Annotated in this window: 27 protein-coding genes; 6 read left to right on the top strand and 21 right to left on the bottom strand. The window is 55.4% G+C overall.

Annotated elements, in window-relative coordinates; translation table 11 throughout:
• Positions 1 to 92: 92 nt before the first annotated feature.
• Positions 93 to 947, bottom strand: a complete 855-nt coding sequence (gene purU / locus AQ621_RS04595) for a formyltetrahydrofolate deformylase (RefSeq protein WP_058340479.1) — start codon at positions 945 to 947, stop codon at positions 93 to 95.
• Positions 948 to 1,091: 144 nt separating this feature from the next.
• Between purU and ggt the strand changes: the two genes are divergently transcribed.
• Together ggt and ftsH are read left to right on the top strand one after the other, a co-directional pair.
• Positions 1,092 to 2,852: a gamma-glutamyltransferase gene (gene ggt / locus AQ621_RS04590; protein WP_058340478.1), complete on the top strand. Its 1,761-nt coding sequence runs from the start codon at positions 1,092 to 1,094 to the stop codon at positions 2,850 to 2,852.
• Between the two features lie 18 nt (positions 2,853 to 2,870).
• A complete protein-coding gene (gene ftsH, locus AQ621_RS04585) occupies positions 2,871 to 4,760 on the top strand; it encodes an ATP-dependent zinc metalloprotease FtsH (protein ID WP_058340477.1) in 1,890 nt (629 codons plus the stop codon).
• Positions 4,761 to 4,775: 15 nt separating this feature from the next.
• Here ftsH and AQ621_RS04580 read toward each other — a convergent pair whose 3' ends face one another.
• The 3 genes from AQ621_RS04580 to yghU are packed head-to-tail and all read right to left on the bottom strand — an operon-like array spanning position 4,776 to position 8,913.
• Positions 4,776 to 5,639, bottom strand: a complete 864-nt coding sequence (locus AQ621_RS04580) for a universal stress protein (protein WP_173637031.1) — start codon at positions 5,637 to 5,639, stop codon at positions 4,776 to 4,778.
• Positions 5,617 to 8,028: a Lon protease family protein gene (locus AQ621_RS04575; protein WP_058340475.1), complete on the bottom strand. Its 2,412-nt coding sequence runs from the start codon at positions 8,026 to 8,028 to the stop codon at positions 5,617 to 5,619. Before AQ621_RS04575 ends, AQ621_RS04580 begins: the two co-directional genes overlap by 23 nt.
• A 9-nt stretch (positions 8,029 to 8,037) precedes the next feature.
• On the bottom strand, positions 8,038 to 8,913 hold the full coding sequence (gene yghU / locus AQ621_RS04570) for a glutathione-dependent disulfide-bond oxidoreductase (protein WP_058340474.1): 876 nt from the start codon (positions 8,911 to 8,913) through the stop codon (positions 8,038 to 8,040).
• A gap of 120 nt (positions 8,914 to 9,033) precedes the next feature.
• Here yghU and AQ621_RS04565 point away from each other — a divergent pair, with 120 nt between their 5' ends.
• The 3 genes from AQ621_RS04565 to AQ621_RS04555 are packed head-to-tail and all read left to right on the top strand — an operon-like array spanning position 9,034 to position 13,376.
• On the top strand, positions 9,034 to 9,759 hold the full coding sequence (locus AQ621_RS04565) for an ABC transporter ATP-binding protein (protein WP_058340587.1): 726 nt from the start codon (positions 9,034 to 9,036) through the stop codon (positions 9,757 to 9,759).
• 4 nt (positions 9,760 to 9,763) lie between these two features.
• Positions 9,764 to 12,142, top strand: a complete 2,379-nt coding sequence (locus AQ621_RS04560; protein ID WP_227508235.1) for an ABC transporter permease — start codon at positions 9,764 to 9,766, stop codon at positions 12,140 to 12,142.
• Positions 12,143 to 12,167: 25 nt separating this feature from the next.
• On the top strand, positions 12,168 to 13,376 hold the full coding sequence (locus AQ621_RS04555) for an efflux RND transporter periplasmic adaptor subunit (protein WP_058340473.1): 1,209 nt from the start codon (positions 12,168 to 12,170) through the stop codon (positions 13,374 to 13,376).
• 30 nt (positions 13,377 to 13,406) lie between these two features.
• Here the strand turns inward: AQ621_RS04555 and AQ621_RS04550 are convergent, their stop codons facing one another.
• A complete protein-coding gene (locus tag AQ621_RS04550) occupies positions 13,407 to 14,831 on the bottom strand; it encodes a hypothetical protein (protein ID WP_058340472.1) in 1,425 nt (474 codons plus the stop codon).
• 98 nt (positions 14,832 to 14,929) lie between these two features.
• Here AQ621_RS04550 and AQ621_RS04545 point away from each other — a divergent pair, with 98 nt between their 5' ends.
• Positions 14,930 to 16,420 (top strand): helicase HerA-like domain-containing protein, encoded by a 1,491-nt coding sequence (locus AQ621_RS04545; protein WP_058340471.1) that lies wholly within the window; start codon positions 14,930 to 14,932, stop codon positions 16,418 to 16,420.
• Between the two features lie 84 nt (positions 16,421 to 16,504).
• On the opposite strand, the gene AQ621_RS04540 is transcribed toward AQ621_RS04545, so the two are convergent.
• The 16 genes from AQ621_RS04540 to AQ621_RS04470 all read right to left on the bottom strand — a co-directional run bounded on the left by AQ621_RS04540 (position 16,505) and on the right by AQ621_RS04470 (position 25,093).
• Complete coding sequence (locus AQ621_RS04540; RefSeq protein ID WP_058340470.1) at positions 16,505 to 16,807, bottom strand: type II toxin-antitoxin system RelE/ParE family toxin; 303 nt, start codon at positions 16,805 to 16,807, stop codon at positions 16,505 to 16,507.
• The gene (locus AQ621_RS04535) at positions 16,795 to 17,052 is read right to left on the bottom strand and encodes a type II toxin-antitoxin system Phd/YefM family antitoxin (RefSeq protein ID WP_022990007.1); all 258 of its coding nucleotides are present in this window, start codon (positions 17,050 to 17,052) and stop codon (positions 16,795 to 16,797) included. The genes AQ621_RS04540 and AQ621_RS04535 overlap by 13 nt, the downstream gene beginning before the upstream one ends.
• A 144-nt stretch (positions 17,053 to 17,196) precedes the next feature.
• Positions 17,197 to 17,460: a Txe/YoeB family addiction module toxin gene (locus AQ621_RS04530; protein ID WP_058340469.1), complete on the bottom strand. Its 264-nt coding sequence runs from the start codon at positions 17,458 to 17,460 to the stop codon at positions 17,197 to 17,199.
• A complete protein-coding gene (locus AQ621_RS04525) occupies positions 17,457 to 17,699 on the bottom strand; it encodes a type II toxin-antitoxin system Phd/YefM family antitoxin (RefSeq protein ID WP_058092928.1) in 243 nt (80 codons plus the stop codon). Before AQ621_RS04525 ends, AQ621_RS04530 begins: the two co-directional genes overlap by 4 nt.
• Before the next feature lie 152 nt (positions 17,700 to 17,851).
• Positions 17,852 to 18,118 carry a DUF2442 domain-containing protein gene (locus AQ621_RS04520; RefSeq protein ID WP_058340468.1) on the bottom strand — a complete coding sequence of 89 codons (267 nt, stop codon included), beginning with the start codon at positions 18,116 to 18,118 and terminating at the stop codon, positions 17,852 to 17,854.
• The gene (locus AQ621_RS17235; protein WP_082640896.1) at positions 18,078 to 18,230 is read right to left on the bottom strand and encodes a DUF4160 domain-containing protein; all 153 of its coding nucleotides are present in this window, start codon (positions 18,228 to 18,230) and stop codon (positions 18,078 to 18,080) included. Before AQ621_RS17235 ends, AQ621_RS04520 begins: the two co-directional genes overlap by 41 nt.
• Before the next feature lie 62 nt (positions 18,231 to 18,292).
• Positions 18,293 to 18,574, bottom strand: a complete 282-nt coding sequence (locus AQ621_RS04515; protein WP_058340467.1) for a type II toxin-antitoxin system RelE/ParE family toxin — start codon at positions 18,572 to 18,574, stop codon at positions 18,293 to 18,295.
• On the bottom strand, positions 18,571 to 18,843 hold the full coding sequence (locus tag AQ621_RS04510; protein ID WP_022989998.1) for a CopG family ribbon-helix-helix protein: 273 nt from the start codon (positions 18,841 to 18,843) through the stop codon (positions 18,571 to 18,573). Before AQ621_RS04510 ends, AQ621_RS04515 begins: the two co-directional genes overlap by 4 nt.
• A gap of 144 nt (positions 18,844 to 18,987) precedes the next feature.
• Positions 18,988 to 19,590: a hypothetical protein gene (locus tag AQ621_RS04505; RefSeq protein WP_058340466.1), complete on the bottom strand. Its 603-nt coding sequence runs from the start codon at positions 19,588 to 19,590 to the stop codon at positions 18,988 to 18,990.
• 85 nt (positions 19,591 to 19,675) lie between these two features.
• Positions 19,676 to 20,209 carry a Pycsar system effector family protein gene (locus AQ621_RS04500; RefSeq protein ID WP_058340465.1) on the bottom strand — a complete coding sequence of 178 codons (534 nt, stop codon included), beginning with the start codon at positions 20,207 to 20,209 and terminating at the stop codon, positions 19,676 to 19,678.
• A gap of 2 nt (positions 20,210 to 20,211) precedes the next feature.
• Positions 20,212 to 21,159 (bottom strand): adenylate/guanylate cyclase domain-containing protein, encoded by a 948-nt coding sequence (locus AQ621_RS04495; protein ID WP_058340464.1) that lies wholly within the window; start codon positions 21,157 to 21,159, stop codon positions 20,212 to 20,214.
• A 116-nt stretch (positions 21,160 to 21,275) separates the two neighbouring features.
• The gene (locus AQ621_RS04490; RefSeq protein WP_058340463.1) at positions 21,276 to 22,016 is read right to left on the bottom strand and encodes a hypothetical protein; all 741 of its coding nucleotides are present in this window, start codon (positions 22,014 to 22,016) and stop codon (positions 21,276 to 21,278) included.
• Positions 22,006 to 22,830: a hypothetical protein gene (locus AQ621_RS04485; RefSeq protein WP_058340462.1), complete on the bottom strand. Its 825-nt coding sequence runs from the start codon at positions 22,828 to 22,830 to the stop codon at positions 22,006 to 22,008. The genes AQ621_RS04490 and AQ621_RS04485 overlap by 11 nt, the downstream gene beginning before the upstream one ends.
• A 117-nt stretch (positions 22,831 to 22,947) precedes the next feature.
• Positions 22,948 to 23,298 (bottom strand): hypothetical protein, encoded by a 351-nt coding sequence (locus AQ621_RS04480; RefSeq protein WP_058340461.1) that lies wholly within the window; start codon positions 23,296 to 23,298, stop codon positions 22,948 to 22,950.
• 93 nt (positions 23,299 to 23,391) lie between these two features.
• Positions 23,392 to 23,907: a hypothetical protein gene (locus AQ621_RS04475; protein ID WP_145840246.1), complete on the bottom strand. Its 516-nt coding sequence runs from the start codon at positions 23,905 to 23,907 to the stop codon at positions 23,392 to 23,394.
• Between the two features lie 53 nt (positions 23,908 to 23,960).
• A protein-coding gene (locus AQ621_RS04470) for an IS3 family transposase (RefSeq protein ID WP_145840233.1) occupies positions 23,961 to 25,093 on the bottom strand; the annotation gives its coding sequence in 2 pieces (ribosomal slippage) (positions 23,961 to 24,823 and positions 24,823 to 25,093; 1,134 coding nt in all).
• Positions 25,094 to 25,161: the final 68 nt, after the last annotated feature.

The following is a 25,161-nucleotide window of genomic DNA, read 5'->3' as shown; positions in this document are numbered from 1 at the left end:
TACGGGGCCTTTTTCCGCACCCACATTTATTCTTCAACAAGCCGCCAAGCATACCACAGTCCACCCCTCGCCGGGGCAACTGTGGTAAAGCCTTAATCAAACACTACGGTCTTGTTTTCATAGGTAATCACGCGGTCTTCAACATGCGACCGGAGCCCGCGGGCCAGTACGTTCTTCTCAACGTCCTTACCCAGGCGAACCATGTCTTCGATGGAGTCGCGATGGCTGATGCGAATAACGTCCTGCTCGATGATCGGGCCTTCATCAAGATCCTGGGTTACGTAGTGGCAGGTTGCACCAATCAGCTTCACACCACGACTGTAAGCCTGGTGGTATGGCCGGGCACCAGCGAAAGACGGCAGGAAGCTGTGGTGGATATTGATCACCTTGCCCGCGTACTTTTCACACAGGTCAGCCGGCAGGATCTGCATATAACGGGCCAGAACCACCACATCGGTTTCGTACTGTGCGAACAGATCTTCAATGTGGGCGAAGGCTTCGGCCTTGTTTTCCTTGCTTACCGGCACATGGTGGTAGGCAATGTCATGCCATTCCACCATCCGGCGCAGGTCATCGTGGTTCGAGATAACTGCCACGATTTCGCAGTTGAGTTCCTTGCTGTGCCAGCGGTGTAACAGGTCGGCCAGGCAGTGGGATTCCTTGCTGCACATCAGGATCACCCGCTTGGGACGGGCAGAATCGGCAATGTGCCAGTTCATGTTGAACTCGCGGGCAATCGGCTCGAAGGCTGCGCGGAACTGGTCCAGCCCGAACGGAATCGATTCGGCCTTGATCTCGTGCCGCATGAAGAACCAGCCGGACTGGGTATCTGAGTGGTGGCTCGCCTCGGTAATCCAGCCATTGTAGGTGGACAGGAAATTACTCACCTTGGCAACAATCCCTACCCGGTCCGGGCAGGAAATAACAAGACGATAGGTATGCTCCATGAAGCCTTTCCTTAACTTGAATCCGGGAAAGCGGGTGCGACGGGGAACCGGCAAAACAAAGTTTGCGGCAAACGATCGGAACGCACCGTTAAAAATGACCGGCTATGATAGCCTATCTGAAAGCCAGAAACGAGGAGTGAGCGCATGGACAGAGTCAACCACAGCCTTTTAAAGAAAATCCCTCTGAGGGGCCTGTGGCGCCTTACAGCCGCAAGCTTGTTCGCAGTTGCAACCACTGCTGCTGCAGCCAGCAACCAGGCCATTCTGGAAGGCGAGCGCTTTTATCCCGTTCAAGGCACCCAGGGCATGGTGGCCACCAGCCACACACTGGCCTCGGAAGTGGCCCTGCAGGTTCTCAAAAACGGTGGTAACGCCATAGACGCTGCGGTTACCGCCGGCTTTGCCCTGGCTGTCACCCAGCCCCGCTCCGGCAACATCGGTGGTGGCGGCTTTCTGCTCTACGCACCGGGCGATGGCTCCGCACCGGAAGCCATCGACTACCGGGAAACCGCGCCGGCGGCCGCTACCGAAACCATGTTCCAGGATGAAGACGGCAATGTGGTGAACGAGCGCAGCCGGTTCAGCCATAAAGCCGCGGGCGTTCCCGGCACCGTGGCTGGCCTGGCCATGGCCCTTGAACGCCATGGCACCCTGTCGCTGAAAGAAGCCCTGGCGCCGGCCATACGCCTGGCCAGGGACGGCTTTGTGGTTCCACACCGGTTTACCGAGGGGCTGGAACAGGCGCGGGATCGCCTGCAACGCTGGCCCGCCACCCGCGATACCTTCTATAAGGAAGACGGCTCCGCACCGCAGCCGGGGGAAACGTTCAGGCAGTCGGAGCTGGCCGCTACACTTCAACGCATTGCTGATCAGGGCATCGAGGGCTTTTACCAGGGCGAAACCGCCCGGCTGATTGTGGAAGAAATGCAGCGCGGCGAAGGGCTGATTACCCTGGAAGACCTGGCCAGCTATCAGCCCGCGGTCCGCCAGCCGGTGCAGGGTAATTACCGGGGATACGATATTTTCTCCATGTCACCGCCCTCTTCCGGCGGCACCCACATCGTCCAGATCCTGAATATTCTTGAACACTTCCCCATTGGCGAATGGGGGCACAATTCCGCCAACACCCTGCACCACATGGCCGAAGCCATGAAGCTGGCCTACGCCGACCGGGCCGAATACCTGGGCGACACCGACTTTGTGGAGGTGCCCCTGGCCGGGCTGACCAGCAAAGACTACGCTGCAGAACTGCGCAAAGGCATTGCCCCGGATAAGGCCCGCCCTTCCCTCGAGATCAAACCCGGCCAGCCCGCAGTATTTGAAAGCCCGGAAACCACCCACTTCTCGGTGGTGGACCGTTGGGGCAATGCCGTATCCAACACCTACACCATCAATTTCAGCTACGGCTCCGGCATCACCGTGGCCGGCGCAGGCTTTCTGCTGAACAATGAAATGGACGACTTCAGCGCCAAGCCGGGCGCTGCCAACGCCTACGGCCTGATTGGTGGCGAAGCCAACAAGATTGAACCGGGCAAGCGTATGCTCAGCTCCATGTCGCCCACCATCGTGCGTAAAGACGGCAAGAATGTTCTGGTCACCGGCAGCCCGGGCGGCTCTCGTATTATCACCACCACCTTGCAGGTAGTGATGAATGTGATCGACCATAATATGAACATACAGACTGCCGTCAGCGCCCCGCGCATGCACCATCAGTGGCTGCCGGATGAGATTCGCATCGAACAGGGCATCAGCCAGGACACTATCGAATTGCTTGAGTCCCGGGGCCATGTGGTGAATACCAGTACCGCCATGGGCGCCATTCAGAGCATCATGGTCGGCGAAGACGGTACCCTGTTCGGCGGCGCCGATCCCAGGCGAAGCACTTCATCCGCCATGGGCTTCTAATCAGACAGGAACGTAGTAATGGAACCTGAAAAGCAAGGACAAGACCAGACGCCACCACCGGCCGTACCTAACCAGCTGTCATTTTTGTGGTTAAGCGCGGCCATCTTCCTGATGTTCCTGTGGCTACAGGACAGCGGCCAGCCGCAACAGCAGGAACTGGCCTACTCCGAGTTCAAGGAAGCCGTGTTGAGTGGCCAGGTCTCGGAAGTGACTCTGCAGAACGAGGAAATCCGTGGCCAGTTTACAGACTCCGGCAGCAGCCAGTTCAGCTCTGATACCGGCCCGGCGTCGCGCAGCTTTATCACCGTGCGCCCGCCGGTTGAAGACACGGAGCTGCTGGCCTTGCTGGAACGGCAGGAAGTCACCATTCGCGGAGCCCGCTCTGGCAGGCCCTGGTGGCAGGAGCTGATTCTCGGGTTCCTGCCCTGGATATTGCTGCTGGCACTGATGTTCTGGTTCTGGGGCGCGGCCCAGAAACGCATGACCGGCGGCAACAGCCCCTTCGACTATGCCAAGTCAAAGGCCCGCAGGGCCCGCAAGGAAACCTCGACCACCACGCTGGATGACGTAGCCGGCATCGAGTCGGCCAAGCGGGACATCTCCGAGATTATCGACTTCCTGAAAACCCCGGAGAAATACCGCCGGCTGGGCGCCGTTATGCCCAAGGGCGTATTGCTGGTGGGCCCGCCGGGCACCGGTAAAACCCTGCTGGCCCGGGCCATTGCCGGTGAAGCCGAAGTGCCGTTTTTCAGCATCAGTGCCTCGGAATTCATCGAAATGTTCGTGGGCGTGGGTGCCGCCCGGGTGCGGGATATGTTCCAGAATGCCCGCAAGGAAGCCCCTGCCCTGATCTTTATCGACGAACTGGATGCCATCGGCCGCTCCCGGGGTGCAGGCCTCGGTGGTGGCCATGATGAGCGGGAGCAGACCCTGAATCAGATCCTGACCGAAATGGACGGTTTCGAGGCCCACGAGAACGTCCTGGTGCTGGCAGCGACCAACCGTCCGGATGTGCTCGACAGCGCCCTGCTGCGCCCCGGCCGGTTTGACCGGAAAATCACCCTGGACCGCCCCCACAAAGATGCCCGGGAAGCCATCCTGAAAGTCCACGTGCGCAAGGTGCCCCTGGCCGGCGACGTAAACCTGGCACAACTGGCCGCCCGCACCACCGGATTCTCCGGTGCGGATCTTAAAAACCTGGTGAACGAAGCCGCCCTGACTGCAGCCCGGGAAAACCTGGATGAGGTCACCGCGCACTGCTTCGAAGTAGCCCGCGACAGAATCATCCTTGGCGAAGAGCGGGACGCCCAGCTGACCCCGGAAGAACGCGAAGTGGTGGCCTACCACGAATGCGGCCACGCGCTAATGGCGTATTACATGCCCAAAGCCGACCCGCTCACCAAGGTGACCATCATCCCTCACGGCATGGCCATGGGCGTTACTGAACAGACACCCCGGGAAGACAAATACAACTACACCGAAAGCTACCTTCGGGATCGCATCAAGGTGATGCTGGGTGGCCGCTCTGCGGAGAAAATCATTTACGGGGAAGTCAGCACCGGTGCCCAGAACGACCTGAAAGAAGCCACCAAACTGTTGCGCCGGATGATCGGCCAGTGGGGTATGAGCGAAAAGGTGGGCCCCCTGGGACTCGGCATTGGTGAAGAGCATGTATTCCTCGGCCGCGAAATGGGCGCACCCCGGGAATACAGCGAAAAGCTTGCGGAAATGATCGATTCCGAAATCCAGACCCAGCTGATGGACCTGGAACGTTTTACCGTCGCCTTTCTGACTGAGCACCGCAAAGAACTGGATGCCCTGGCCAAGGCGGTGATGGAACGGGAAACCATGGAATCCGAGGAAATCGAGCAGGTACTGAACGATGCCGGCAATCGCAAGAATGCCTGATCGCTGCACTTCCGGTCAGGGCGTTACCGTAACCGGCAGGTTCAGGGCCGACAACAGGGCCTCCGCGCCCTGATCGGCGAACAGGCTGCAACTGCGGCTGACCACCAGCTGGCTGGCCCCCTCCTCCTGCATGGCCCGCACGGCAGCACCGGCACTGGCGGCCGGTATCTGCCGAACCCGCGCCGCAATGCCCTCACTCTGCAGGTACGCCAGGATATCTTCGGCTACCGACTGATCTGCCTCGGAACCGGTACGCAGTAACACGCTCAACGGTTGATGACTGCGCCGCGCCAGCTCGGCTCCCACAAGCACTGCCCGGTGATTGGCACCCTGATCATGATTGAGCAGAACTACCATGCGGTTCTGGCGCTGCACTCGGGGCTCCGCCCACAGCAACACATCGCCCGGAGCCTGCCGCAGCAGAACCCGGGCCGTTGAACCCAACCGGGCTCCGGGAATACCGGACCAGCCAACCCGACCCAGTACCACCAGGTCTTGCGGCTGCACCAGGTTCAAAACCTCTTCCGCTACACGGCCCCGGCACAGCTTCAGGGTCTGGGCCAGGCCGCGACGAGCCATCGCCTGTTGCAATGAACGGCGGGCCGCCTCTGCCAGTGCCTGCATGCGGGCCTCGATTGCAGCTGAATCCAGCGGGCGGGCCAGGCCGGAACTGCCGCCCACTTCCCGGGCAAAGCCATACCCCGCCGTGCGCAGCAGGTTAACCTCTTCCACAAAGATGCCCAGAACCTCTGCATTACGGGCCGAGGCAATCTCTCCGGCAGCTTCCAGCGCGGCAAGGCTCAGGCGCGAACCATCCAACAAGATCAATACCCGGCCCGCTGGTATGTCCGGTTTGTCAGTCGTCGCCGTTGTTGCCATTGCCATTGCCTCCGTTGCCGTTCTCCTTGCCGTCGTCTTTCTTCTTGCCAACTTCGGCAAACTCCGCCAGCCGATCCGCCACCAGCCGGTTGAACGTGTTCTCCGGGTAAACGCCATCAGCATCGGGAACACCGGCTTCCATACCGGTCATCAGCTCAATGGCCTGGTCGATGTGGCTGAGCGGATAGATGGTGAACCGTCCTTCCCGCACGGCGTCACGAACCTGTTCATTGAGCATCAGGTGTTCCACGTTGCCGGCCGGCAACAGGGCGCCATGACCATTCACGCCCCTGGCTTGTGTGCACACATTGAAGAAGCCTTCGATTTTTTCGTTTACACCGCCCACGGCCTGAACCTCGCCGTGCTGGTTCATGGAACCGGTTACGGCCAGTGATTGCTTCAGGGGAACGCCGGTAATCGCCGACAGCAACACGCAGGTTTCCGCCACCGACGCCGAATCCCCTTCCACGCCACCGTAGGACTGCTCAAAAGCCAGGCTGGCCGACAACGACAACTCGCCCAGAGGCGCATAGCGGTTGGCCAGGAAGCGGGACAGGATCATCACCGCCTTGCTGTGAATGGGTCCGCCAAGCTTGGCTTCCCGCTCGATATCCACCACCTGGCCTTTGCCGGGGCGGGCCGTCGCGGTTATGCGGGTGGGCTGGCCGAAGCGGGTAGCGCCAATCTGCAGAACCGACAAGCCATTAATCTGTGCTGCCTGTTCGCCTTCGGTGGCAATCATCATCACGCCCCGGCGAATCTGCTCCAGGCTGCGCTCACGGATACGGCTGGCCCGGTATTCCCGCTCATCAATGGCCTGCTGCACGTGAATCACTTCAATGCGGGCGCTACGGGCCTGGGAAGCCCAGTGGTCGGCCTCGCTGAGCAAGTCTTTCAGCACGCGATCGTGTGCGGTGAGCTTTTTCTGGTCACTGGCCAGCCGGCTCGCATGCTCGATTACCCGGGCAACGGCCGCACGGTCCAGCGCACGGATGCCGGACGACCGCGCCATGGTGGCAATCACCCGGGCATACAGCGGATAGCTCTGTTCGTCCCGGTCCAGGTCGTCTTCAAAATCGGCTTCCACCTTGAACAGGTCCAGGAAGTCCGGGTCGTAGTGGGACAACAGGTAATACAACATCCGGTCACCCACCAGAACCACCTTCACGTTCAGGGGGATCGGCTCCGGCTGCTGGCTGACGGTGGTCGCCAGGCCATACAAGCGCTCCAGCGACTCAATGCGGATTTCACCGGAGAACAGAATCCGCTTCAGGCTCTCCCAGGCCAGTGGCTGGGTGAGGATGCGGCGGGCATCCAGGATCAGGTAACCACCATTAGCCCGGTGCAAAGAGCCGGCCCGGATCAGGGTGAAATCTGTGTACAGGTTGCCCTGGTGGGCCCGGTGTTCGATCTGCCCGGTCAGGTGTTGATGGTTGGGAAGGTCTTCATAGACCACCGGGGCGCCCCGGGTTTCTGCATTGTCGACCAGCAGGTTCACCCGATACCGGTTCAGCAACCCGGCAGGCGCGCCATTTTCGTTATCCTGGAAGGCCTCAGCGTGCTCAACCACGTCTTCCCGCACCGAATCCAGGTGGGCGACCACCGCCGGAATATGGCTCCATTTCTCACGCAGTTCGCCAATGGGACCGCCAAGCGTGAGCTGCATCATCTCTTCATTGAGCTGATGTATCCGTTCCCGCACTTCCTTGCGCAACCGGGGAACCTGCTGAATCGCCTGCTGCAGCTTCTTCTGCAGGTCTTCCACCTTGGCTTCGACAAGCTCTTTCTCTTCATCAGAGAGTTTCTTGTACTCCTCGGGCTCGATGACTTCGCCATTGCGCATGGGCGCAAAGGTAAAGCCGGCGGGCGTAGTGATCATGGCAATATTGTTGGCGTTGGCCTCTTCCTGAATGGCAAACAGGCCTTTTTGCTGGCGCCGGGTGACTTCTTCCTGGAGCTCCTGAATCCGGGCCTGGTATTCCTCGCTCTCGAAGGTAGCGGGAATGGCAGTTTTCAGCTCGTTGGCCAGGTCGTTCATGTCGCTTTTGAACTTGCGACCCTCGCCCGGTGGCAACTCGATAGCGCCAGGTTTGTCTGACTGCTGGAAGTTAAATACATGGCACCAGTCAGACGGCACCGGCTTGCCTGCGGCGTGGGTGGCCAGAAACCGCTTCACCAGTTCATGCTTGCCGGCGCCCGAGGGGCCCAGCACAAACAGGTTGAAGCCACTGGCGGCCATACTGGCGCCGAACTCCAGTGCCCGGAGCACACGGTCCTGCCCGAATGGCAGTTCCAGGTCTTCCAATGCATCCGTGGTGTCGAAATCCAGCTTTTCAGGCGGACAGCGGTGGTAAATCTGGTCCTCGGTTAACGCCGCAGGTACAGCCATTCTTGCTCCTTAAGATTGCTTGCCTTCGAGTTTATCCTGGGTGCGTAAGTCAAAATCGCTCGCATCGTGGCGCTCGTGCAGCTGGGAGGACAACTCGCCCCAGGCACGGTTCACCATGCGGCCACGCTGCACTGCCGGGCGCTTGGCCAGTTCATTCGTCCAGCGCAGTACGTTGGTATAAGTATGGGCTTCCAGGAATTCGGCGGCCTCATACACGGTATTCTTCACCAGCGAGCCATACCAGGGCCACACCGCCATATCGGCGATGGTGTACTCGTCACCGGCGATGTACTGGTTATCCGCCAGCTGGCGATCCAGCACATCCAGCTGGCGCTTCACCTCCATGGTGTAGCGGTTGATGGGGTACTCGTATTTATCCGGGGCATAGGCATAGAAATGCCCGAATCCACCACCCAGAATCGGTGCGCTGGCCATCTGCCAGAACAGCCAGTTCATGGTTTCTGCACGCCGGGCACGGTCCGTTGGCAGGAAGGCACCAAACTTCTCCGCCAGATAGAACAGGATAGAACCGGATTCGAATACCCGCACGGCCGGGTCTTCACTGCGATCCAGCAACGCGGGGATCTTGGAGTTGGGGTTAACCTCCACAAAACCGCTACTGAACTGGTCACCTTCCATAATCTGGATCAGCCAGGCATCGTATTCCGCTTCCTTGATGCCTTTCTCCAGCAACTCCTCAAACATGATGGTGGCTTTAACACCGTTGGGCGTTGCCAGGGAATACAGCTGGAACGGATGCTCGCCCACCGGCAGGTCTTTATCGTGGGTGGCACCGGCAATCGGGCGGTTGATGCTGGCAAACCTGCCGCCGTTACCCTGCTCCCATTTCCAGACTTTCGGTGGCGTGTAGGTCGGATCGCTCATCAGTTGTTTCTCCCCTTTACGTTGAAAGATGCGTGGCATGACTGTAACTGAATCCGGCACAGGAAAGCACCCATGAACTATACTCGGCTCTACAAACAATGGCTTACACCGGAAGGAACCATGAAGCCCGCCTCACTCCCGGACACCCCCGTTTTCCACACCGCCGGCCTGACCAAGACCTACCATCAGGGCGAGGTAGAAGTACATGCCCTGCGCGGCGTGGACCTAGATCTTTACCCCGGCGAACTGGTGGTGATGCTGGGTGCATCCGGCTCTGGCAAATCCACCCTGCTGAACATTCTTGGCGGCCTGGATGTGCCCACCAGCGGTGAGGTGAGGTATCAGGACACAGACCTTGCCCGGGCCACCGACAAGCAACTCACCCGTTACCGCAGGGACTACGTCGGTTTCGTGTTCCAGTTCTACAACCTGATCCCGAGCCTGACTGCCCGGGAAAACGTGGTCGCCGTCACCGAGATCGCCCGTAACCCCATGGAGCCGGATGCAGCCCTCGAGTTGGTGGGGCTGGCCAACCGGGCCGATCATTTCCCGGCACAGCTGTCCGGTGGCGAACAACAGCGGGTTGCCATCGCCCGGGCCATCGCCAAACAACCCAACGTTTTACTGTGCGACGAACCCACCGGCGCACTCGATTCTGCCACGGGTATTCTGGTGCTGGCCGCGCTCGAAAAAGCCAACCGGGAAACCGGCACCACCACGGTGATCATCACCCACAACGCCTCCATTGCTCAGATGGCCGACCGGGTAATCACCCTCTCCGACGGCCAGATCAGTGGCGAACACCGCAACCCAACGCGGCAAGACCCGCGCACCCTGAGCTGGTAACGCCGTGTTCCCTTTTCACCCCAGCATTCTGCACACCAAACTGCGCCGGGAAATCTGGCAGATGCGGGGGCAGTTGCTGGCCATTGCGCTGGTAATTGCCGGTGGCATTGCCGTGTGCCTGCTGTCGCTGGTGAACTACGCTTCCCTGAACGCCACCCGTGGCCAGTACTACCAGCAACACCAGTTTGCCGATGTGTTCGTGTCGCTGAAGCGGGCCCCTCGCCACCTGTTACAGCAGGTTGCGGACATACCGGGTGTTACCCGGCTGAGCGGCCGTGTGGAAGGTGGTGCAAAACTGGAAGTGGCTGGCTTTCAGGAGCCGGTGTCCGCGCACCTGATCTCGGTTCCGGAAACCGGCCAGCCAGATGTAAACCAGCTCTACCTGCGCCAGGGCCGGTTACCGGATGCCAGCCGCACTGATGAGGTAACCATCATCGGCAGCTTTGCCGATGCTCATAACCTGCAACTGGATGCTCAGCTGACCGCCATCATCAATGGCCGCAGGCAAACACTCACCATTGTCGGCATCGCCGAATCGCCGGAATTCGTTTACGTAATTCCCCCCGGCGGCATGCTGCCGGATTACCAGCGCTTCGGTGTGCTCTGGATGTCGCAGGCGGGGCTGGCGCCGGCCATGGATATGGAAGGGGCCTTCAACAGCCTGGTTCTGAAAACCGCACCAGATCGGCCCGTGAAAGACGTCATTAACCGGCTCGACCGCCTGCTGGACCGCTATGGCAGCACCGGGGCCTACGCCCGGGCCGACCAGTTCTCTCATCGCTTTCTAAGTGATGAGCTGGAACAACTGAAGGCCATGGCCCTGATCTTCCCCGCCATTTTTATGGGCGTGGCCATGTTCTTGCTCAATGTGGTGGTGGGCCGGTTGATCAGTACCCAGCGGGAAGTGATCGCCATACTTAAGGCCTTTGGTTACAGCAACCGACAGATTGGCTGGCACTACAGCCAGCTGGTCATCGCCATTGCCCTGGCCGGCCTGCTGATCGGCACCGTCGCCGGCCTTTGGCTGGGGCGGATGCTGGGTGGGCTGTACATGGAGTTTTACCGTTTTCCCGAATTGCTGTTCCGGATCAGCCCGATGTGGATCCTGATTCTGGCCGCTGCCAGCCTGGCCGCCGCCTGGCTTGGCGGCTGGCGCTCTATCCGTAACGCCGCAGCCCTGCCGCCAGCCGAGGCCATGCAACCGGAGGGCCCGGCAAAGTTCCGGATAACGTTGCCCGAACGGTTATTGTCCTGGATGCGGTTGCGGCAACCCTCTCGCATGATTGTCCGGCAACTGGCCCGCCGGCCCGGCCGTACCGCGCTGTCTGTTGCCGGAATCGCCATGGCCACCGCCATTGTGGTGGTGGGTAATTTCCAGTTCAGCTCGGTATCACTGATGGTGCATACCCAGTTTGCCCGGGTACAGAAGCAGGACCTGACGGTTACCCTGACCGACCCGGTCAATCAGACCGCCCTCTACGGCATGGCCCGGCAACCGGGCGTACTGTATACCGAAGGCCGGCGCCAGGTGGCTGTGGAACTGGTGAACGGCCACCGCAGCTGGCGCACGGCACTGACCGGCCTGCCGGAACAGGCTGAACTGCAGTTTGTGGTAGACCGCCAGCTGAACAACGTAGCCATGCCGCCAGCAGGTTTGCTGCTGACCGATTACCTGGCCCAGGCCCTGGAAGTGACACCGGGCGACCAGCTGGTTGTGCGGGTGCTGGAAGGCAAGCGCCCTACCCTGACCATTCCGGTGGCCGGCACCACCAGCGAGTTTCTCGGTGTTGGCGCTTACATGAACCTGGCGGCCATGAACCGGGCCCTGGGCGAAGGCCCGCTGGTCAACCAGGTACTGCTGAACCTTGAGGCAAACCTGGCGGACACCGTATACCGGGATCTGCGCGATACCCCCAAAGTAGCCGGCACCAACCTGCGCCAGGCCATGCTGGACAGCTTTTTCGAGACCCTGGCCCGCACCTTCCTCACCTACACCTTCGTGATCAGCCTGCTGGGGGGCATTATTGCCTTTGGCGTAATCTACAACACGGCCCGGATATCCCTGGCCGAGCGCGGGCGGGACCTCGCCAGCCTGCGGGTGCTGGGTTACAGCCACAATGAGGTGTCGCACATTCTGCTGGGTGAACTGGCCATCCTGCTGATCATAGGCATACCGCTCGGCTGGGCCATCGGCCTTGGCCTGGGTCAACTGGTGGTCACCGCCCTGCAAACCGAGCTGTACCGGGTGCCGCTGATCATCACGCCCAGAACCCTGGCACTGGCTGCCAATGTGGTGATTGCCTCTGCCTTGCTGTCGGGTTTCATTACCTGGCTAAGACTCCGTAAACTGGACCTAGTCGCGGTACTGAAAACCCGGGAATAACCCACAACCCTTTAAGAGAAACACTATGGCCACACACGCAAACGCACCGGGAAAATGGATCTTCTGGATCATCATTGCCTTGCTGGTGGCTGCCGTGTTTTTCTTCATTTTGCGCCCGGAACCCGAGTGGGTAGACCTGGCCACCGCAGAACCGGGCCCGATGGAAGTCACCATCCGCGAGGAAGGCAAAACCCGGGTAAAAGACCGCTACCAGATCTCCGCACCGGTCACCGGTTACCTGCACCGGGTGCAGATGGATGTGGGCGACCCGGTCAGCCCCGGCCAGCTACTGACCCGGATAGACCCCATGCCCGCCAGCATCCTGGACGCTCGCACCCGGGCTGAAGCCGAAGCCCGAGCCGCCGCCGCGGCCTCCGCGCTGCAATCCATTCGCCAGAAAGTGGCCGCTGCCCAGGCCGAATACGATTTCGCACGACAGGAGTACCAACGCCTGCAGTCCCTTGCGGCCTCCCGCTTTATCTCCGGCGAACAGCTGCAGCAGGCCGAAACCACCGCCACCCGGGCAGCAGCCATTCTGCGTTCGACAAAATTCGATGAAGAAGTCGCCGAACACGAACTGGCCGCCGCAAGAACCCGGCTGCAGGTTTCAGATAGCGGGCAAAACGCAGGCCAGCCGGCCGAACAAGTGGCCGTCCGCTCACCAGTTACCGGAGCACTACTCAACATCGTCCGCAAAAGTGAAGGTGTGATCCAGGCCGGTGAAGCCATCCTGGAGGTGGGCGACCCCAGTGCCCTGGAAGTGGTGATCGACGTGCTCAGCTTTGATGCCACCAAACTGGAGCCCGGCCTGGCAACCCGCCTGACCGGCTGGGGCGGCCCGGCGCTGGATGCCGTAGTGCGGCGCGTGGAGCCCATCGGCTTTGAAGACGTATCTGCCCTGGGCGTGGAAGAGCAGCGAGTTAAAGTGATTGCCGATATGGTCAGCCCCTACGACCAGTGGAAACTGCTGGGCGACGGCTATCGGGTAGATGCCGAATTCATCCTCTGGCAATCCGACAACAGCCTGCAAATCCCCGCCTCTGCCCTGTTTCGCCATGACGGCGGGCACGCGGTATTTCTGGTGCGGGACGACGCGGCAAGGCTGACGAAAGTGGAAGCGGCAGAGAGCAATGGCCTGAGTACCGTTATAACCGGCGGCCTTTCCGAAGGCGATACGGTGGTGCGGCACCCGGGGCGTGGTTTGAGTGACGGCAGCCGGGTTCGGGTGCGATAACGCACAGGCACCCCCCCGGGATTTCGCAACCTAGTTTTTCTTGAACACAGCCGTGATCCGATCCCACCAACTGCGCTTCATCTGCTCTTCAGGGCTGGGCCAGGCTGGATCCTTGTTTTTGCTCTGCACAATGCCGCTGTTACCCAGCCGCAGGCGCCACAGCTGGGCCAATGAGTGATCCTGCCCCGGCTGCTCAGACACCAGCAACAAATGGAAGTCCTGCTGCCTCTCGATCGGATGAACCTGTACCGAAAGCCCGAACTCTTCATCCTCCTCACACACATACAGTCGATCCCGACTCACCTTGATCATTTCACACAGAGCTTCGAAATCCAGCGTTATACGCTCCCTGATCTCATCGTGTTCCAGGGTGTCTTTGTCCGGTTTGAGCAGAGACCGGTAACAGATAACTTGTGCATCATCGTTGTTGGCCGAGCGTCCGATGGCACTGGCGACCACCTGCGGCAAATCCGAGAGATTCCGATAATCCACCCACACCAGCTGCCTGGCCACCTGCTGCCTGGTGTAAGGCATTCGCAGGCGAATCCGCCAACGGGGCTTGCCCCGGCGTAACCGGCGGGTAATCACGTTGATCATGTCTTCGCGCACCATGTCACGAACGCCGTACATCAACGCGATAACCAGCAACAACGTGATGGAAAGCGTTTCGCTGGCATTGCGCACGTTAAACAGCATGTAGGTCAGTATCGACATGATGAACATTGTGGTGGCGGCCTTCACCAGCTTGCGCGTACCGGAGCCGAGTTCGGCAACTTTTGGCCGTAGCGAGATGGGGTACTCCAGCAACCGGTCGTAGAGGCTCATACGATTCCAAAGCGCGGTGGGCGTGCCCTGAAAATCACGCAGGTAATCCTGCTCTTTACGATGGGTTCGCTCCTGCTGGAGAAAATCCGTAATGCTCTGGCGGAGCGCCTCGTCCAGTTCGGAAAAGCTGTCGCGGGTCATGCATTCGAGGAAGAACTGCTCCGCGAACCAGGAAAAGTAAATGTCCATCTGGCGCAGATACCGCTTCTGGCGGTCCCGCGAGGGCTGAGTCTCACGCATGCGTTGCGCGAAAGCCTGGCTGAGCCGCAGGGCGCGCGCAATGGTCTCGCCCGGCGTGTCGGTATTGTTCAACTGCCCTCGCAACCGACCCATGGACGCCTTGTACCGAAGCAACCAGGAACTGTTGGCGATTTCGAAGTACGGGGATAGCAGGGCAAAGGACTCATCATTCTTGACGGCCCTGTCGCCACCCTGCAAACCCATCAACCCAAAACTGTGGGCAACAGAGCCGAAGAAGAACTGCTGCTCTGAAAGCGTTCGGGCAGAAAGCGTGGTTTCTGGCGGGATAAAAAGATACAGCTCAACCGAATGCCGTCCGGGCGTGTTCACCGTACGAGTCAGCCGGAGCTCATAATCGCCCTTCCGCCGTGTACTCCATTTATCGACCATACTGATAGTTCTTGTACCTCCATCAACAAACACATCTTAAGCTAAGCTTGCCTTATTACCGCCAACAAATTTGTCCAATAACCAACGAGGTGCACCCGGTGCCGGAGAATTCCGTATTCATAGGTAATGGCAGTCACGTTCAGAGCCTGCTGCTAAGCCGTGCTAACCGTCATGGCCTGATTGCCGGCGCCACAGGTACCGGCAAAACCGTCACCCTGCAGATTCTGGCGGAAGGCTTTTCCGCCCAGGGTGTGCCGGTGTTCATGGCCGATGTAAAAGGCGACTTGTCTGGCATCTCCCAGCCCGGCACGCCCAAGCCTGCGCTGCTCAAGCGTGCAGAGAAGATAGGCCTTGAACCCTACACCTTCAATGGTTTCCCCACGGTTTTCTGGGATGTATTCGGCGTTGAAGGCCACCCCATGCGGGCCACCATTTCAGATATGGGGCCACTTTTACTGTCTCGCCTGCTGGAACTGAACGACACCCAGGAAGGCGTTCTGAACATCGCGTTCAAAGTGGCGGACGAGCACGGCATGGCCCTGCTGGACCTGAAAGACCTGCGAGCCCTGATGACCTTCGTAGCCGAGCAGTCACAAGAGCTTACGGCAATCTACGGCAACGTCAGCAAATCCTCTGTGGGCGCCATACAGCGCCGGTTACTTCAACTTGAGCAAGAAGGCGGAGACCGGTTTTTCGGTGAGCCCGCACTGGAACTGGCAGACCTCATGCGCTGCGACGCAGCAGGCCACGGGCACATTAACCTGCTGGCAGCAGACCAGTTGATCCAACGCCCACGACTGTATGCCACCATACTGCTCTGGTTGCTTGCCGAATTGTTTGAAGAGTTACCGGAAGTGGGCGACCCCGACAAACCCAAACTCGTATTCTTTTTCGACGAAGCACACTTGTTGTTTGATGATGCCCCGAAAGCGCTCCTGCAGAAGGTGGAACAGGTAGTTCGGCTGGTCCGCTCCAAGGGTGTGGGTGTTTATTTTGTCTCCCAGAACCCCACAGACATCCCGGACACCGTGCTGGGCCAGCTGGGCAACCGTGTACAACATGCACTCAGAGCCTTTACCCCCCGAGACCAGAAAGCCGTTCGCTCTGCCGCCTCCACCTTCCGGCAAAACCCGAATCTGGATACTGAAAAAGTCATCACCGAACTGGGTATCGGCGAAGCCCTGGTATCCACCCTGGACGCCAAAGGCATGCCATCGATAGTGGGCCAGACACTGATCCGACCGCCCTCCTCCCGCCTGGGCCCGGCCACGGCCGAAGAACGCAGGCAAATCATCAATGCCAGCGAGTTTGGCCCAAGGTACAACACCACCATTGACCGTGAATCCGCCTACGAGAAACTGAAAGAACGAGCTGAGCAAGCCGCCAGGGAAGCCGAACAGGCAGCGCTTGATGACAGCCGGATGTACAAAGCGCCAACCAGCAAACGAAAAGCCCCGGCGCGAGCAAGAACATCGTCGCGCCAGGGCGTTTTTGAAACCATGGCAAAAAGCGTAGCCCGCACCGCAGGGCGAGAGATGACCCGGAGCATTTTGCGGGGGTTGTTGGGGTCTTTGTTTAAGGGGCGCTGAAAGGCCTGGCTCAGCAGTGTGCTGGCGCACCGGTGACTTTGACCTAGCGAAGCGGAGAAAAAGGCATCCGAGTGCCGCGCCTGGTTAGCTGTTCCCAAGCATGTACGCCCGAAGCTGTCGCTCCTCTCGCATGACATAGAGAATGAGAACTCGCTTATCATCCTCACGATAAAAAATGCGACACGGAGGAACCACTACCTCCCTGTATACTGAATCAGGGAGCTCTGGAGGAATCCGTCCAGATTGGGGGAAATCTTCCAAACGCCCGGTCTTATCGAAAACTTCCTGGACCAGGTGACTTGCGGCTGCAGGATTATCCAGAGCAATGTACTCAGCGATCGCATCCAGTTCTTGAAGGGCGGGCTCCGTCCAGATTACTTCAGCCATTTACTCATTTTCTCCCTGGCCTCACTTTGACTGTACGTTCTTCCCTCAAGTACAGCCAGCTCTCCTCGTGAGAGCCCCTCAAGCAGCTCAAGTCGGCGCTGCATAAACTCGTAATCTTGCACATCAACAAGGTATGCGGATGGCTGACCGTGCTCCGTGATCAGTATCGGCTCTTTAGTCAGGTGCAGATCTGCCAGAATCTTTGTGGCTTGGCGCTTGAGGTTCGTAACCAGCTCAACTTTCATGGACTCACCCTGATCCAAATTAATAGTGACACTATAGTATCACTTTTCGAGTGAGACAATCACAGCTAAAACGCGAAGCTTTGCGCCAATTTTGGAGCCGCGAAGCGGTGGAAAATTTGTCCGGCAACAGCGCCTGGCTATGCCTTATTCGTAGTGACTCCAGAGCCTGAGAACTTTCACCACTCGCTCCTCCTCGAGCACTTGGTAGACCAGACGATGCTGAATATTGATGCGGCGTGAATAGGCCCCTGAAAGATCACCAATGAGCTTCTCAATCGGAGGCGGCTTGCGGTATGGATCTTCCGCTATCAGCGCTAACAGTTCCTGGGCTTTTGGTTTGAGGCCCCTGAAGGCCAACTTCTTTGCATCTTTCTGGGCTTGCTTGGTGTAAACCAACTTCCATGTCACCAGTCCAGCTCCTCATCGCATTCATCTACAGGGGTATCCATCCCCTCACGAATCGACTCCCGCATACCTGGTACGGAGAGCAGGTAAAGTGTTTCCTGAATTGCAGACCAGTCTTCCTCGGAAACCAGAACAGCTTTGTTCCGCTTACCCATGATGACGATTGGTTGGTGGGACTCGGCGGTCTCGTCAATCAACCGATAAAGGTTGCTGCGCGCCTCAGTTGCTGTGATTCCAGTCATGACGCACCTCTTGCGTGTTTAACTTTTCACCAAAGTGTACGCCTCTGGGTACGTACGTCAAGACGAACGCCCCACATAACGCCCCGCAGCATGCGCGGCTTTGGAATGGAGGCGAAGCCGCAATGGAAAAGACGTCGCCGTGCCTGCGATGGTTATGTGCTGTGAGCGACGTTCGGGAACCTCTCGGGATGCTCTATAATTTCTTCCGTCAGGTCGACATCAAGGTCAGGCCAATAGAAGTGGCCTGGAGATTGTTCCTCAACGTTCACAATTGCGCTGACCGGCTGCTCCTTAAACCAGGGAAAACTGTTGTAGGGCATGAAAAACTCTCGGTCGTGCGCCAGAAGCCACACGCCATGCGCAGAAATGTTCGTCACCTCAACTGCCGAAGTGCTGTTTCCAAGCGCTGACAAGCTCATCTCGGTGATCCTCCACCAATAATTCGATTTCTTTCAGTTGCTGCCGGTTGTATCCGTAATTTTTGGACAGCTCAAGATCTGGTTCAAGCCAGAATTTTGCGCTGAAGCGCACCGGTGGCTTTGTCGCAGCGTAGCGGAGACAAAGGCATCCGAGTGACGCGCCTGGTTAAATTACTACCGCTCACCTTCAAGGCCATGCCATACCCGGAGAATGATGATGGCACTGGGATGGAGCGAATATCGAACGACATATTTCCCGAAAACCATATCTCGAACAGAGTCAGGCACCGGTGCCATTTCAACTGGTGTGCCCATCTTGGGAACATCAGGAAGCAATTCGATTTTGCCAACCAGTTCGGTGGCGATCCGGGCTGCCGCCGATGGATTGTGGACTGCAATGAACTCCCTGAGGCGCTGTAAATCTTCAATGGCTTCGTCCGTGTAAACCAGTTTCACTTACCTGACCTCGGTGCATCCTGCTCGTTGTCGGTTCCCCAACTATTAAGCCAGCTGTGAACCTCGCGGGCATCAACAACCTTGCCTTGTGCAGCGGACTCCATTGCTTCTAAGGTCTGTTTCCAGCGCTCTTGCTCCAGCTGCTGCTTTTCTATGTACTCCGATAATGCTTGGTTAATTACCCAACCTTTGCTCCGGTGCAACCTGCCAGCAATTGCTTCCAGGTGCTGTTCAACTTCTGCTTGAAGGCGAACCGTGGTGACGCTCATGACTATACCCTCGAGTTTGGCTACTACAATGTATTACAACATAGTCTACGAGGGTGCGGCAAAAAATTTAACGCCAGCCAACATGCGCGGCTACAAAATGGAGGCGAAGCCGCAATGTAGTAGGCGTCGCCGTGATTGGCCTTGTTATATATTTTTGATGCCGTACTCACGTTCCATCGCTTGGTGGCTCATCACGATACACTGCTGATCCCTATGTCCCTCTTTATAGCTGATGACAAAGAATTTTTCTTTTGTGAGCCAATCCTGAATTAAGCCTCCCTGAGAAGGGTAATGTTCAATAAACAGCATATTCTCAAAAGCTTGCGACAGGCCCTCGGATTCGCTGTAATAATCAACAATATGTGTTTTCGCTTCGCTTAAGCATGGTCCGACTTTGGGGCCCAACCACATTAGTGCTGAAAGCTCATCGTGTACTCCGCCCGAGTTATACAAACCATTGGAGAAATTTTGCTGCAACTTAGAAAGAATCCCTAACAGATCGAAGCCAGTTAATTTCCTTATTACGTCTTGATCCTCAGCCTGAATGGAGCCAAGAATATTCTGTGACATAAAATATCCATATATGTCTTCCGACGCGTTAACAACTGAGACACCATTCCAACCGCGTGCCTGTGAAGCCATCAATATAGGCGCTTTCTTAAAGGCAGGGTCAGTCCAGAGCCTAAGACGAAAAATTAAATCTTCAGGTGTTTTAAAGTAGTCCAATGAGTCATATCGCAACTTCATGTAATTAATCCTATATAACGCCGCGCTCTGCGGAAATTTATGAGCGCCAGCGAGTAAATTTTGATTAGCAGTGCTTTGTTATGGCTCATTCTCGCACCCAATACAAAACTAGCGCTCCAAGTGGGGTCAAAACACCAGCTAAGAACAAAAATACAGCACTACTAAACACCCGGTACTTAATGAACGATATCCTAGAGTTATTTACAATTTGGTCACAAAAAGCCAGCTCTAATTGGGACTCTTTATGCGAGCCCAACTCACTATATCGATTAAAGAGCTCAAGGTACGTTCTTTTACTGTACTTGCAAGCATGGCCAAAAAAGAGGGGGTTATCTACTTCTTCTTTACTTGGCATTTTTATCCAAAATGGTGGGTTTACCCTAGGTATAAAGGAAGTAAGTGATAAAACTATCGCAGCAGAAACAAATATGGTGAAGGACGCTACATAAAATGCAACTAAGGCGCTTTCCATTGAGAAGGAAGAATAAAGCCTCAGCACTCCAAAAACTGTTGCACACCCAACGGCGACTAGAGCTCCGTTTTTGGCCTCTGCGAACTTTAGCCAATCAACTACTTGTTTAAGTGTGCTTTCAAGCACGTCTATTCTTTCTTTGTTCATAGCTAAATATTTTCCACCGCAGTTTTAATCACATCACCACCGTAAATATCACCACTATAATCCCTTACGTTAATGGATTTCTTGGAAAACCACCCGTTCTTTATCGAGTCCGCATTTGGATTAAATGACTTATAACCATCATAAACAGCTTTAGTCATTAGTATTGGACTATGTGATTCACTGTGATAGATAGTGGTTTTAAAGAACGTATGAAAATTCTCGTCTTTATGTCTTAGCATTCTAGAGCTAGTTCCCTCAAGATCATCAATAAACTGTTCGTAGGGCTTAGATTGCCAATGCCAATCCTTTATATACCGATAATAATTACCTTGATGAATCGCAGGGATTGAATAATTTTCAGTTTTATTGGCGAGATCTGTAAGTCGCGATGCTGTATTGGCTGGTTTTCCAAGCCATACTAGACTGCGGTAAAACTCCTTTTCATCACCTTGCCTAATAGCGCCAGACTTAGTTATGAGCATCTTTCCATAATCAATGCCTATCCCAGCACTAAACTCAAATGATTTAATTCTATTATTCAGAATATGCTTACAAACGCTATTCATTAGAACTGCAGTATCTACAGCTTTTGTAAAACAGTCTTGCTTATCAAATACAACCATTACCCTATCGCCAATAATATTCCTTACGTGACCTCCGTAATAACGAGCACATGCCAGCATTGTCCTCACGAAGCTGGAATACATCTTAGCTAGAGTTTTAGGTCTTCTCTCAGCGCTAATTTTTGCAGACCCGCGAATGTCGACGTATAAAACACAGCTCTCAAGGAGTTTACATTTTTTCTTTTGCGTATCGAGATTATCGTAAGTAATACTTGCGTCTGAGAATGAAGGAACGAAGTTAGTTTCTATAATTTCAACTTCAAAACTAGACGAGTTTACAGCTTGAACCTCTTCATCTAGCTCTCTCAAAAAATCTATTAACGCCACAAAAATCCCTCAATAGTCATAACGCTTGCAGCATGCGCGCCCACGGAATGGAGCCGAAGGCGCAAAGTAGTGGGCGTCGCCGTGCCTGCACTTGTTATGCAATACACCCTCACGGCTCAATATAACTCGAAATTCATACCGAGCTCATTCATCACGTCTTGAAACTCAATCGATGATTTCAAATATTTTGTTGACTCAAAATCCATGAATTGAATACAAATAAATACAAGACGAAGCTGGGCGAAATTCGTGAAGTTAACAAGCGTCTTTAGGTGATACATCCGTTCCTGAGAACTAAACCCCTCAGAGCTCGTCAACCTCTCTATTATCATCATTACTATTACATAGAAGCACCTGGTCAAACCAAAAAGTTGGTCATTCGAATCTATTTCTTCAAGAAAACTTTTAACTTTTTGATCGTCGCCACCACTGACCCTAATCTCCTCTATCACATCTTCGACTGCTATAACGGCTTCTGCGCCCGAAAAAACCACTTGCCCCTGATCCGCATTTATTTTTACTCTAAACGACTCAAACAAAGTTTTTTGCGACTCAATCATATTGAAAAACAACGCCTCGAAAGATCGTAGCTTTTCAGTTTTCTCGCTATTCTTTAACTCTACCTTAAGTGTTTGGTTGGCCTCATTCTGAAGCGTTAATGACTTAATTAGAAGCACTATGGATAAGAAACTTAATAGCGGCCCAAGGACTCCACCAAAATAATCACCGAAGCTTGACCAAACCGCTGATTCGCTGGATATACGATAACCATTAACTAAGTAAAAGTTAACAAAGTAGACAGCAACAACTACAACTATAAGAATTATAGCAGAGACTATATATCCATTAATTTTCATAAAAACCTTTAACAATATGCTTAACTACCCTACCATCTTTTAGTCTTACAGGGGACGCTGAGATCTTTATATACTGCCACTCGCTTGGCTTTAGACCATTATTATGATTCAGATTCTCTGAGAAAATCTTTTTAGCTTCTAATCTCACATCTCTATATGTGATCCCAAAGCCAAATGCCACGGTCTCATCTTGACCTTCAACTTGAAGCCGTCCATTTCCTGTGTGGATATTTAGTCTCGTTACTATAACGTTTAGATCAACGGTTTCATTAGATGTTTTAGCCTCCAACGATTTGGCCGTATTTCTATTAAAGTTTGCCAAGGTTGTAATATCATTTCTACTTTTTCTGTATCTTATCTTTATATCATGATTAAACTTCAAAGATATTTGATGTATGTTTTCTAAGGCTGAGACTCGGAGCTGATTGACCACCGACTCAGACTGCTCACCAAGCTCATCAAGTGTTTTTTTCGCCCGTGCAGACAAAGGCCGCGCTTCAATGTAAAGAGATTCACTAATAAAATATGATATCAATTCAGCAAAAGCTGGCCTTCCAATTGTTTTTAGCTTTTTGTTCAACTTGTCATCATATATATCAACACTAAACACTTGGCCATATGACCCTTTAAAGCTCTTTTTTAAAGAAGTCCTAACTTTGCTTTTGTGGGTCTGCCGTTGAGGAGTCTTTCCGGTAAGGACAGATTCGGCTACACACCTAAGAGCGTCCGATACTCCTTGCATAGACTCCAATCCAGCCTTCATGTCGACAGAGTCTTCTGTTGTCTCAATTACCAAGTCAAAATTAATTGTCATAGTCAGTATTTCTTACTCTCTGTATCGGAACCTGCATAACGCTGAGGTAACCGGCGCCGGAGCGCCAGCGGAGGGAACCAAAAGCGCCACGCTTTTGGCGTCCGGTTGACCGCCTGGTTATGGCCTCGCATGCTTGGCCACCGTATGAATTACAAATTTTCCGCAAACCAAGCAAATGACGAGAATTAGTAGTATTTGGATGGCGAAGTTCGCGCCGAAATACCACCAGTACTCGTCAGATACCTCTTTCTTAGCTGCGACCAAGCGGTCCACAAATTCCGGAGAGCGCATCAATGCATTGGCTTCTTCTCGGGAAAGATCTGATATTGACCTGCCCTCCAATGCCAATTCAGCGGTCTCTGTGTTTACGTGCTCTACCAGTACCTCGCCAAAAACTCCGCCTATTGAGCTGACGCACACTGCCAAAATTAGGCTAGCAAAAATGGATAGATAAACCTTCTTCTTCACTCGACTTCCTTGTAGCCATAACGCCCGCAGCACGCGCGGCTTTGGAATGGAGGCGAAGCCGCAATGTAAAAGCCGTCGCTGTGCCTGCGATTGTTAGATTTTTTCATCATGGTTGTCTGAAGGTGTGATCGTTACTTTCAGTGCACCTTCGCCTCTGTCTGTGAGGAAGGTTAAAGCCTTGGCAATCTTCTCCATTTGTTCGGCTTGTTTCTTCTCCCAATTTCTATCAGAAGCATCGGTGCCTTCAAAAGAACGAATATCTACACGTGATGTTGTCCGGTGCTTTTGCTTCTTGACCCTTAGAGGCGGTGAGCTGAAGTAAACGGCCGAAATATCTAGAACTTCATCGCCAAGCCCCGCTTTTAGGCCACCGTATTGGCCCCAAGTGATAATGCGCCTTTCTCCTGGGCCAAAAGAAGGGATTCCATTAATGAGAGGGCCATCTTTCATTGACTCTGGAACAGCTGCGTTTTCAAAACCAAAGGCTCTCGCTGGGATATCACGCGCGCAATCGAATCGAACATCATGCGCTACTCCTTTGCCTGTATTTTCGATGACAAGATTAATAATTGTCGGCCTTTGTGGGTCCGGCACTGAGGTGGACCCCATCAGTTGGACAGCCTGAAGGTGCAGTTAAGCTCTGATCCGGCTGTATTCCCGGCTCAAGCTGCCAGGGTCATGGGTTGTTGGTAGTACACCTCATCCGGTGTTTGGTAATCAAGGGTTTGGTGGTACCGGGTCTGATTGTAATGCCGGAAGTACCGGTGGAGCGCCTGCTTCAAGTGTCGGCCATCCTCGAAGGCAGTGAGGTAGACGCACTCGTGTTTGACGCTGCGCCAGAGCCGTTCCACAAAGATGTTGTCATGGTAGCAGCCTTTGCCGTCCATGCTGATCCGGATGCCATGCTCTTTGAGAACGCTTGTGAAGGCCTCGCTGGTGAACTGGACGCCCTGATCGGTGTTGAAGACCTCCGGTGTTCCGTGGCGCTGTAGAGCCTCCTCCAGTGCATCGACGCAGAAGTCTGTGTCCATGGTGTTGGAGACTCGCCAGGACAACACCTTGCGGCTGTACCAGTCGATGATGGCAACCAGATACATGAAGCCCCGGGCCAGCGGGATATATGAAATATCTGTTGCCCACACCTGGTTGGGGCGGTCGATTTTCAGCCCTGTGAGCAGATACGGGTACACCTTGTGCCCATCGCCCGGAATGCTGGTTCTGGGGCGCGGATACACCGCCTGAATGCCCATGGTGCGCATCAGCCGCTGCACCCGCTTCCGGTTGACCCGATAGCCCTGGTGCTGCAAGTGGACCCGCATCTTGCGAGAGCCATAGTACGGCGTTTCCAGGTGCTGTTGATCAATCAGGTACATCAGATCCAGATCCTCCTGACACTGCTCACGAGGGACGTAGTACACCGATGAGCGGCTCAGCTTGAGCAGCTCACACTGGCGCGAAAGACTGACTTGGGGATGACCACGCTCGATCATCGCCAACCGCTGTTGACGGCTTACTGATCGAGCTTGCGCGACAAAAAATCGCGTTCCACCGTCAGTCGGCCAATCTCTCGGTAAAGTTCGTCTGTGCTGGGCTCATCGGATTGCTTGCCGGCTTTCTTCTTGCCTTCGAAGAGGCCCGGGGCATTCTCCAGCAGTTCGCGCTTCCAGGTGCTGACCATGGTGGGGTGGATCTGGAAACGGGCAGCAATTTCGGATGTGGTCTGGTCGCCCTTGAGGGCAGCCAGGGCGACTTTGGACTTGAATGATGCGCTGTATTGCTTGCGTTTCTTGCTCATGATTCTCCTCCTTATGGAGATGATGAATCAGAGCTTAGGCACCTGTCCAAAATTTGGGGTCCACTTCA

This window comes from Marinobacter sp. P4B1 (assembly GCF_001447135.1).
Lineage (GTDB): Bacteria > Pseudomonadota > Gammaproteobacteria > Pseudomonadales > Oleiphilaceae > Marinobacter > Marinobacter vinifirmus.
This window is presented reverse-complemented; position numbering and strand designations above follow the sequence as displayed.

What these genes read in the sequence shown, in the direction of transcription:
- purU (WP_058340479.1), bottom strand. Translation starts at nt 947, where the DNA reads ATGGAGCATACCTATCGTCTTGTTATTTCCTGCCCGGACCGGGTAGGG.
- ggt (WP_058340478.1), top strand. Translation starts at nt 1,092, where the DNA reads ATGGACAGAGTCAACCACAGCCTTTTAAAGAAAATCCCTCTGAGGGGC.
- ftsH (WP_058340477.1), top strand. Translation starts at nt 2,871, where the DNA reads ATGGAACCTGAAAAGCAAGGACAAGACCAGACGCCACCACCGGCCGTA.
- AQ621_RS04580 (WP_173637031.1), bottom strand. Translation starts at nt 5,639, where the DNA reads ATGGCAACAACGGCGACGACTGACAAACCGGACATACCAGCGGGCCGG.
- AQ621_RS04575 (WP_058340475.1), bottom strand. Translation starts at nt 8,028, where the DNA reads ATGGCTGTACCTGCGGCGTTAACCGAGGACCAGATTTACCACCGCTGT.
- yghU (WP_058340474.1), bottom strand. Translation starts at nt 8,913, where the DNA reads ATGAGCGATCCGACCTACACGCCACCGAAAGTCTGGAAATGGGAGCAG.
- AQ621_RS04565 (WP_058340587.1), top strand. Translation starts at nt 9,034, where the DNA reads ATGAAGCCCGCCTCACTCCCGGACACCCCCGTTTTCCACACCGCCGGC.
- AQ621_RS04555 (WP_058340473.1), top strand. Translation starts at nt 12,168, where the DNA reads ATGGCCACACACGCAAACGCACCGGGAAAATGGATCTTCTGGATCATC.
- AQ621_RS04550 (WP_058340472.1), bottom strand. Translation starts at nt 14,831, where the DNA reads ATGGTCGATAAATGGAGTACACGGCGGAAGGGCGATTATGAGCTCCGG.
- AQ621_RS04540 (WP_058340470.1), bottom strand. Translation starts at nt 16,807, where the DNA reads ATGGCTGAAGTAATCTGGACGGAGCCCGCCCTTCAAGAACTGGATGCG.
- AQ621_RS04535 (WP_022990007.1), bottom strand. Translation starts at nt 17,052, where the DNA reads ATGAAAGTTGAGCTGGTTACGAACCTCAAGCGCCAAGCCACAAAGATT.
- AQ621_RS04525 (WP_058092928.1), bottom strand. Translation starts at nt 17,699, where the DNA reads ATGACTGGAATCACAGCAACTGAGGCGCGCAGCAACCTTTATCGGTTG.
- AQ621_RS04520 (WP_058340468.1), bottom strand. Translation starts at nt 18,118, where the DNA reads ATGAGCTTGTCAGCGCTTGGAAACAGCACTTCGGCAGTTGAGGTGACG.
- AQ621_RS04510 (WP_022989998.1), bottom strand. Translation starts at nt 18,843, where the DNA reads ATGAGCGTCACCACGGTTCGCCTTCAAGCAGAAGTTGAACAGCACCTG.
- AQ621_RS04505 (WP_058340466.1), bottom strand. Translation starts at nt 19,590, where the DNA reads ATGAAGTTGCGATATGACTCATTGGACTACTTTAAAACACCTGAAGAT.
- AQ621_RS04500 (WP_058340465.1), bottom strand. Translation starts at nt 20,209, where the DNA reads ATGAACAAAGAAAGAATAGACGTGCTTGAAAGCACACTTAAACAAGTA.
- AQ621_RS04490 (WP_058340463.1), bottom strand. Translation starts at nt 22,016, where the DNA reads ATGAAAATTAATGGATATATAGTCTCTGCTATAATTCTTATAGTTGTA.
- AQ621_RS04485 (WP_058340462.1), bottom strand. Translation starts at nt 22,830, where the DNA reads ATGACAATTAATTTTGACTTGGTAATTGAGACAACAGAAGACTCTGTC.
- AQ621_RS04475 (WP_145840246.1), bottom strand. Translation starts at nt 23,907, where the DNA reads ATGGGGTCCACCTCAGTGCCGGACCCACAAAGGCCGACAATTATTAAT.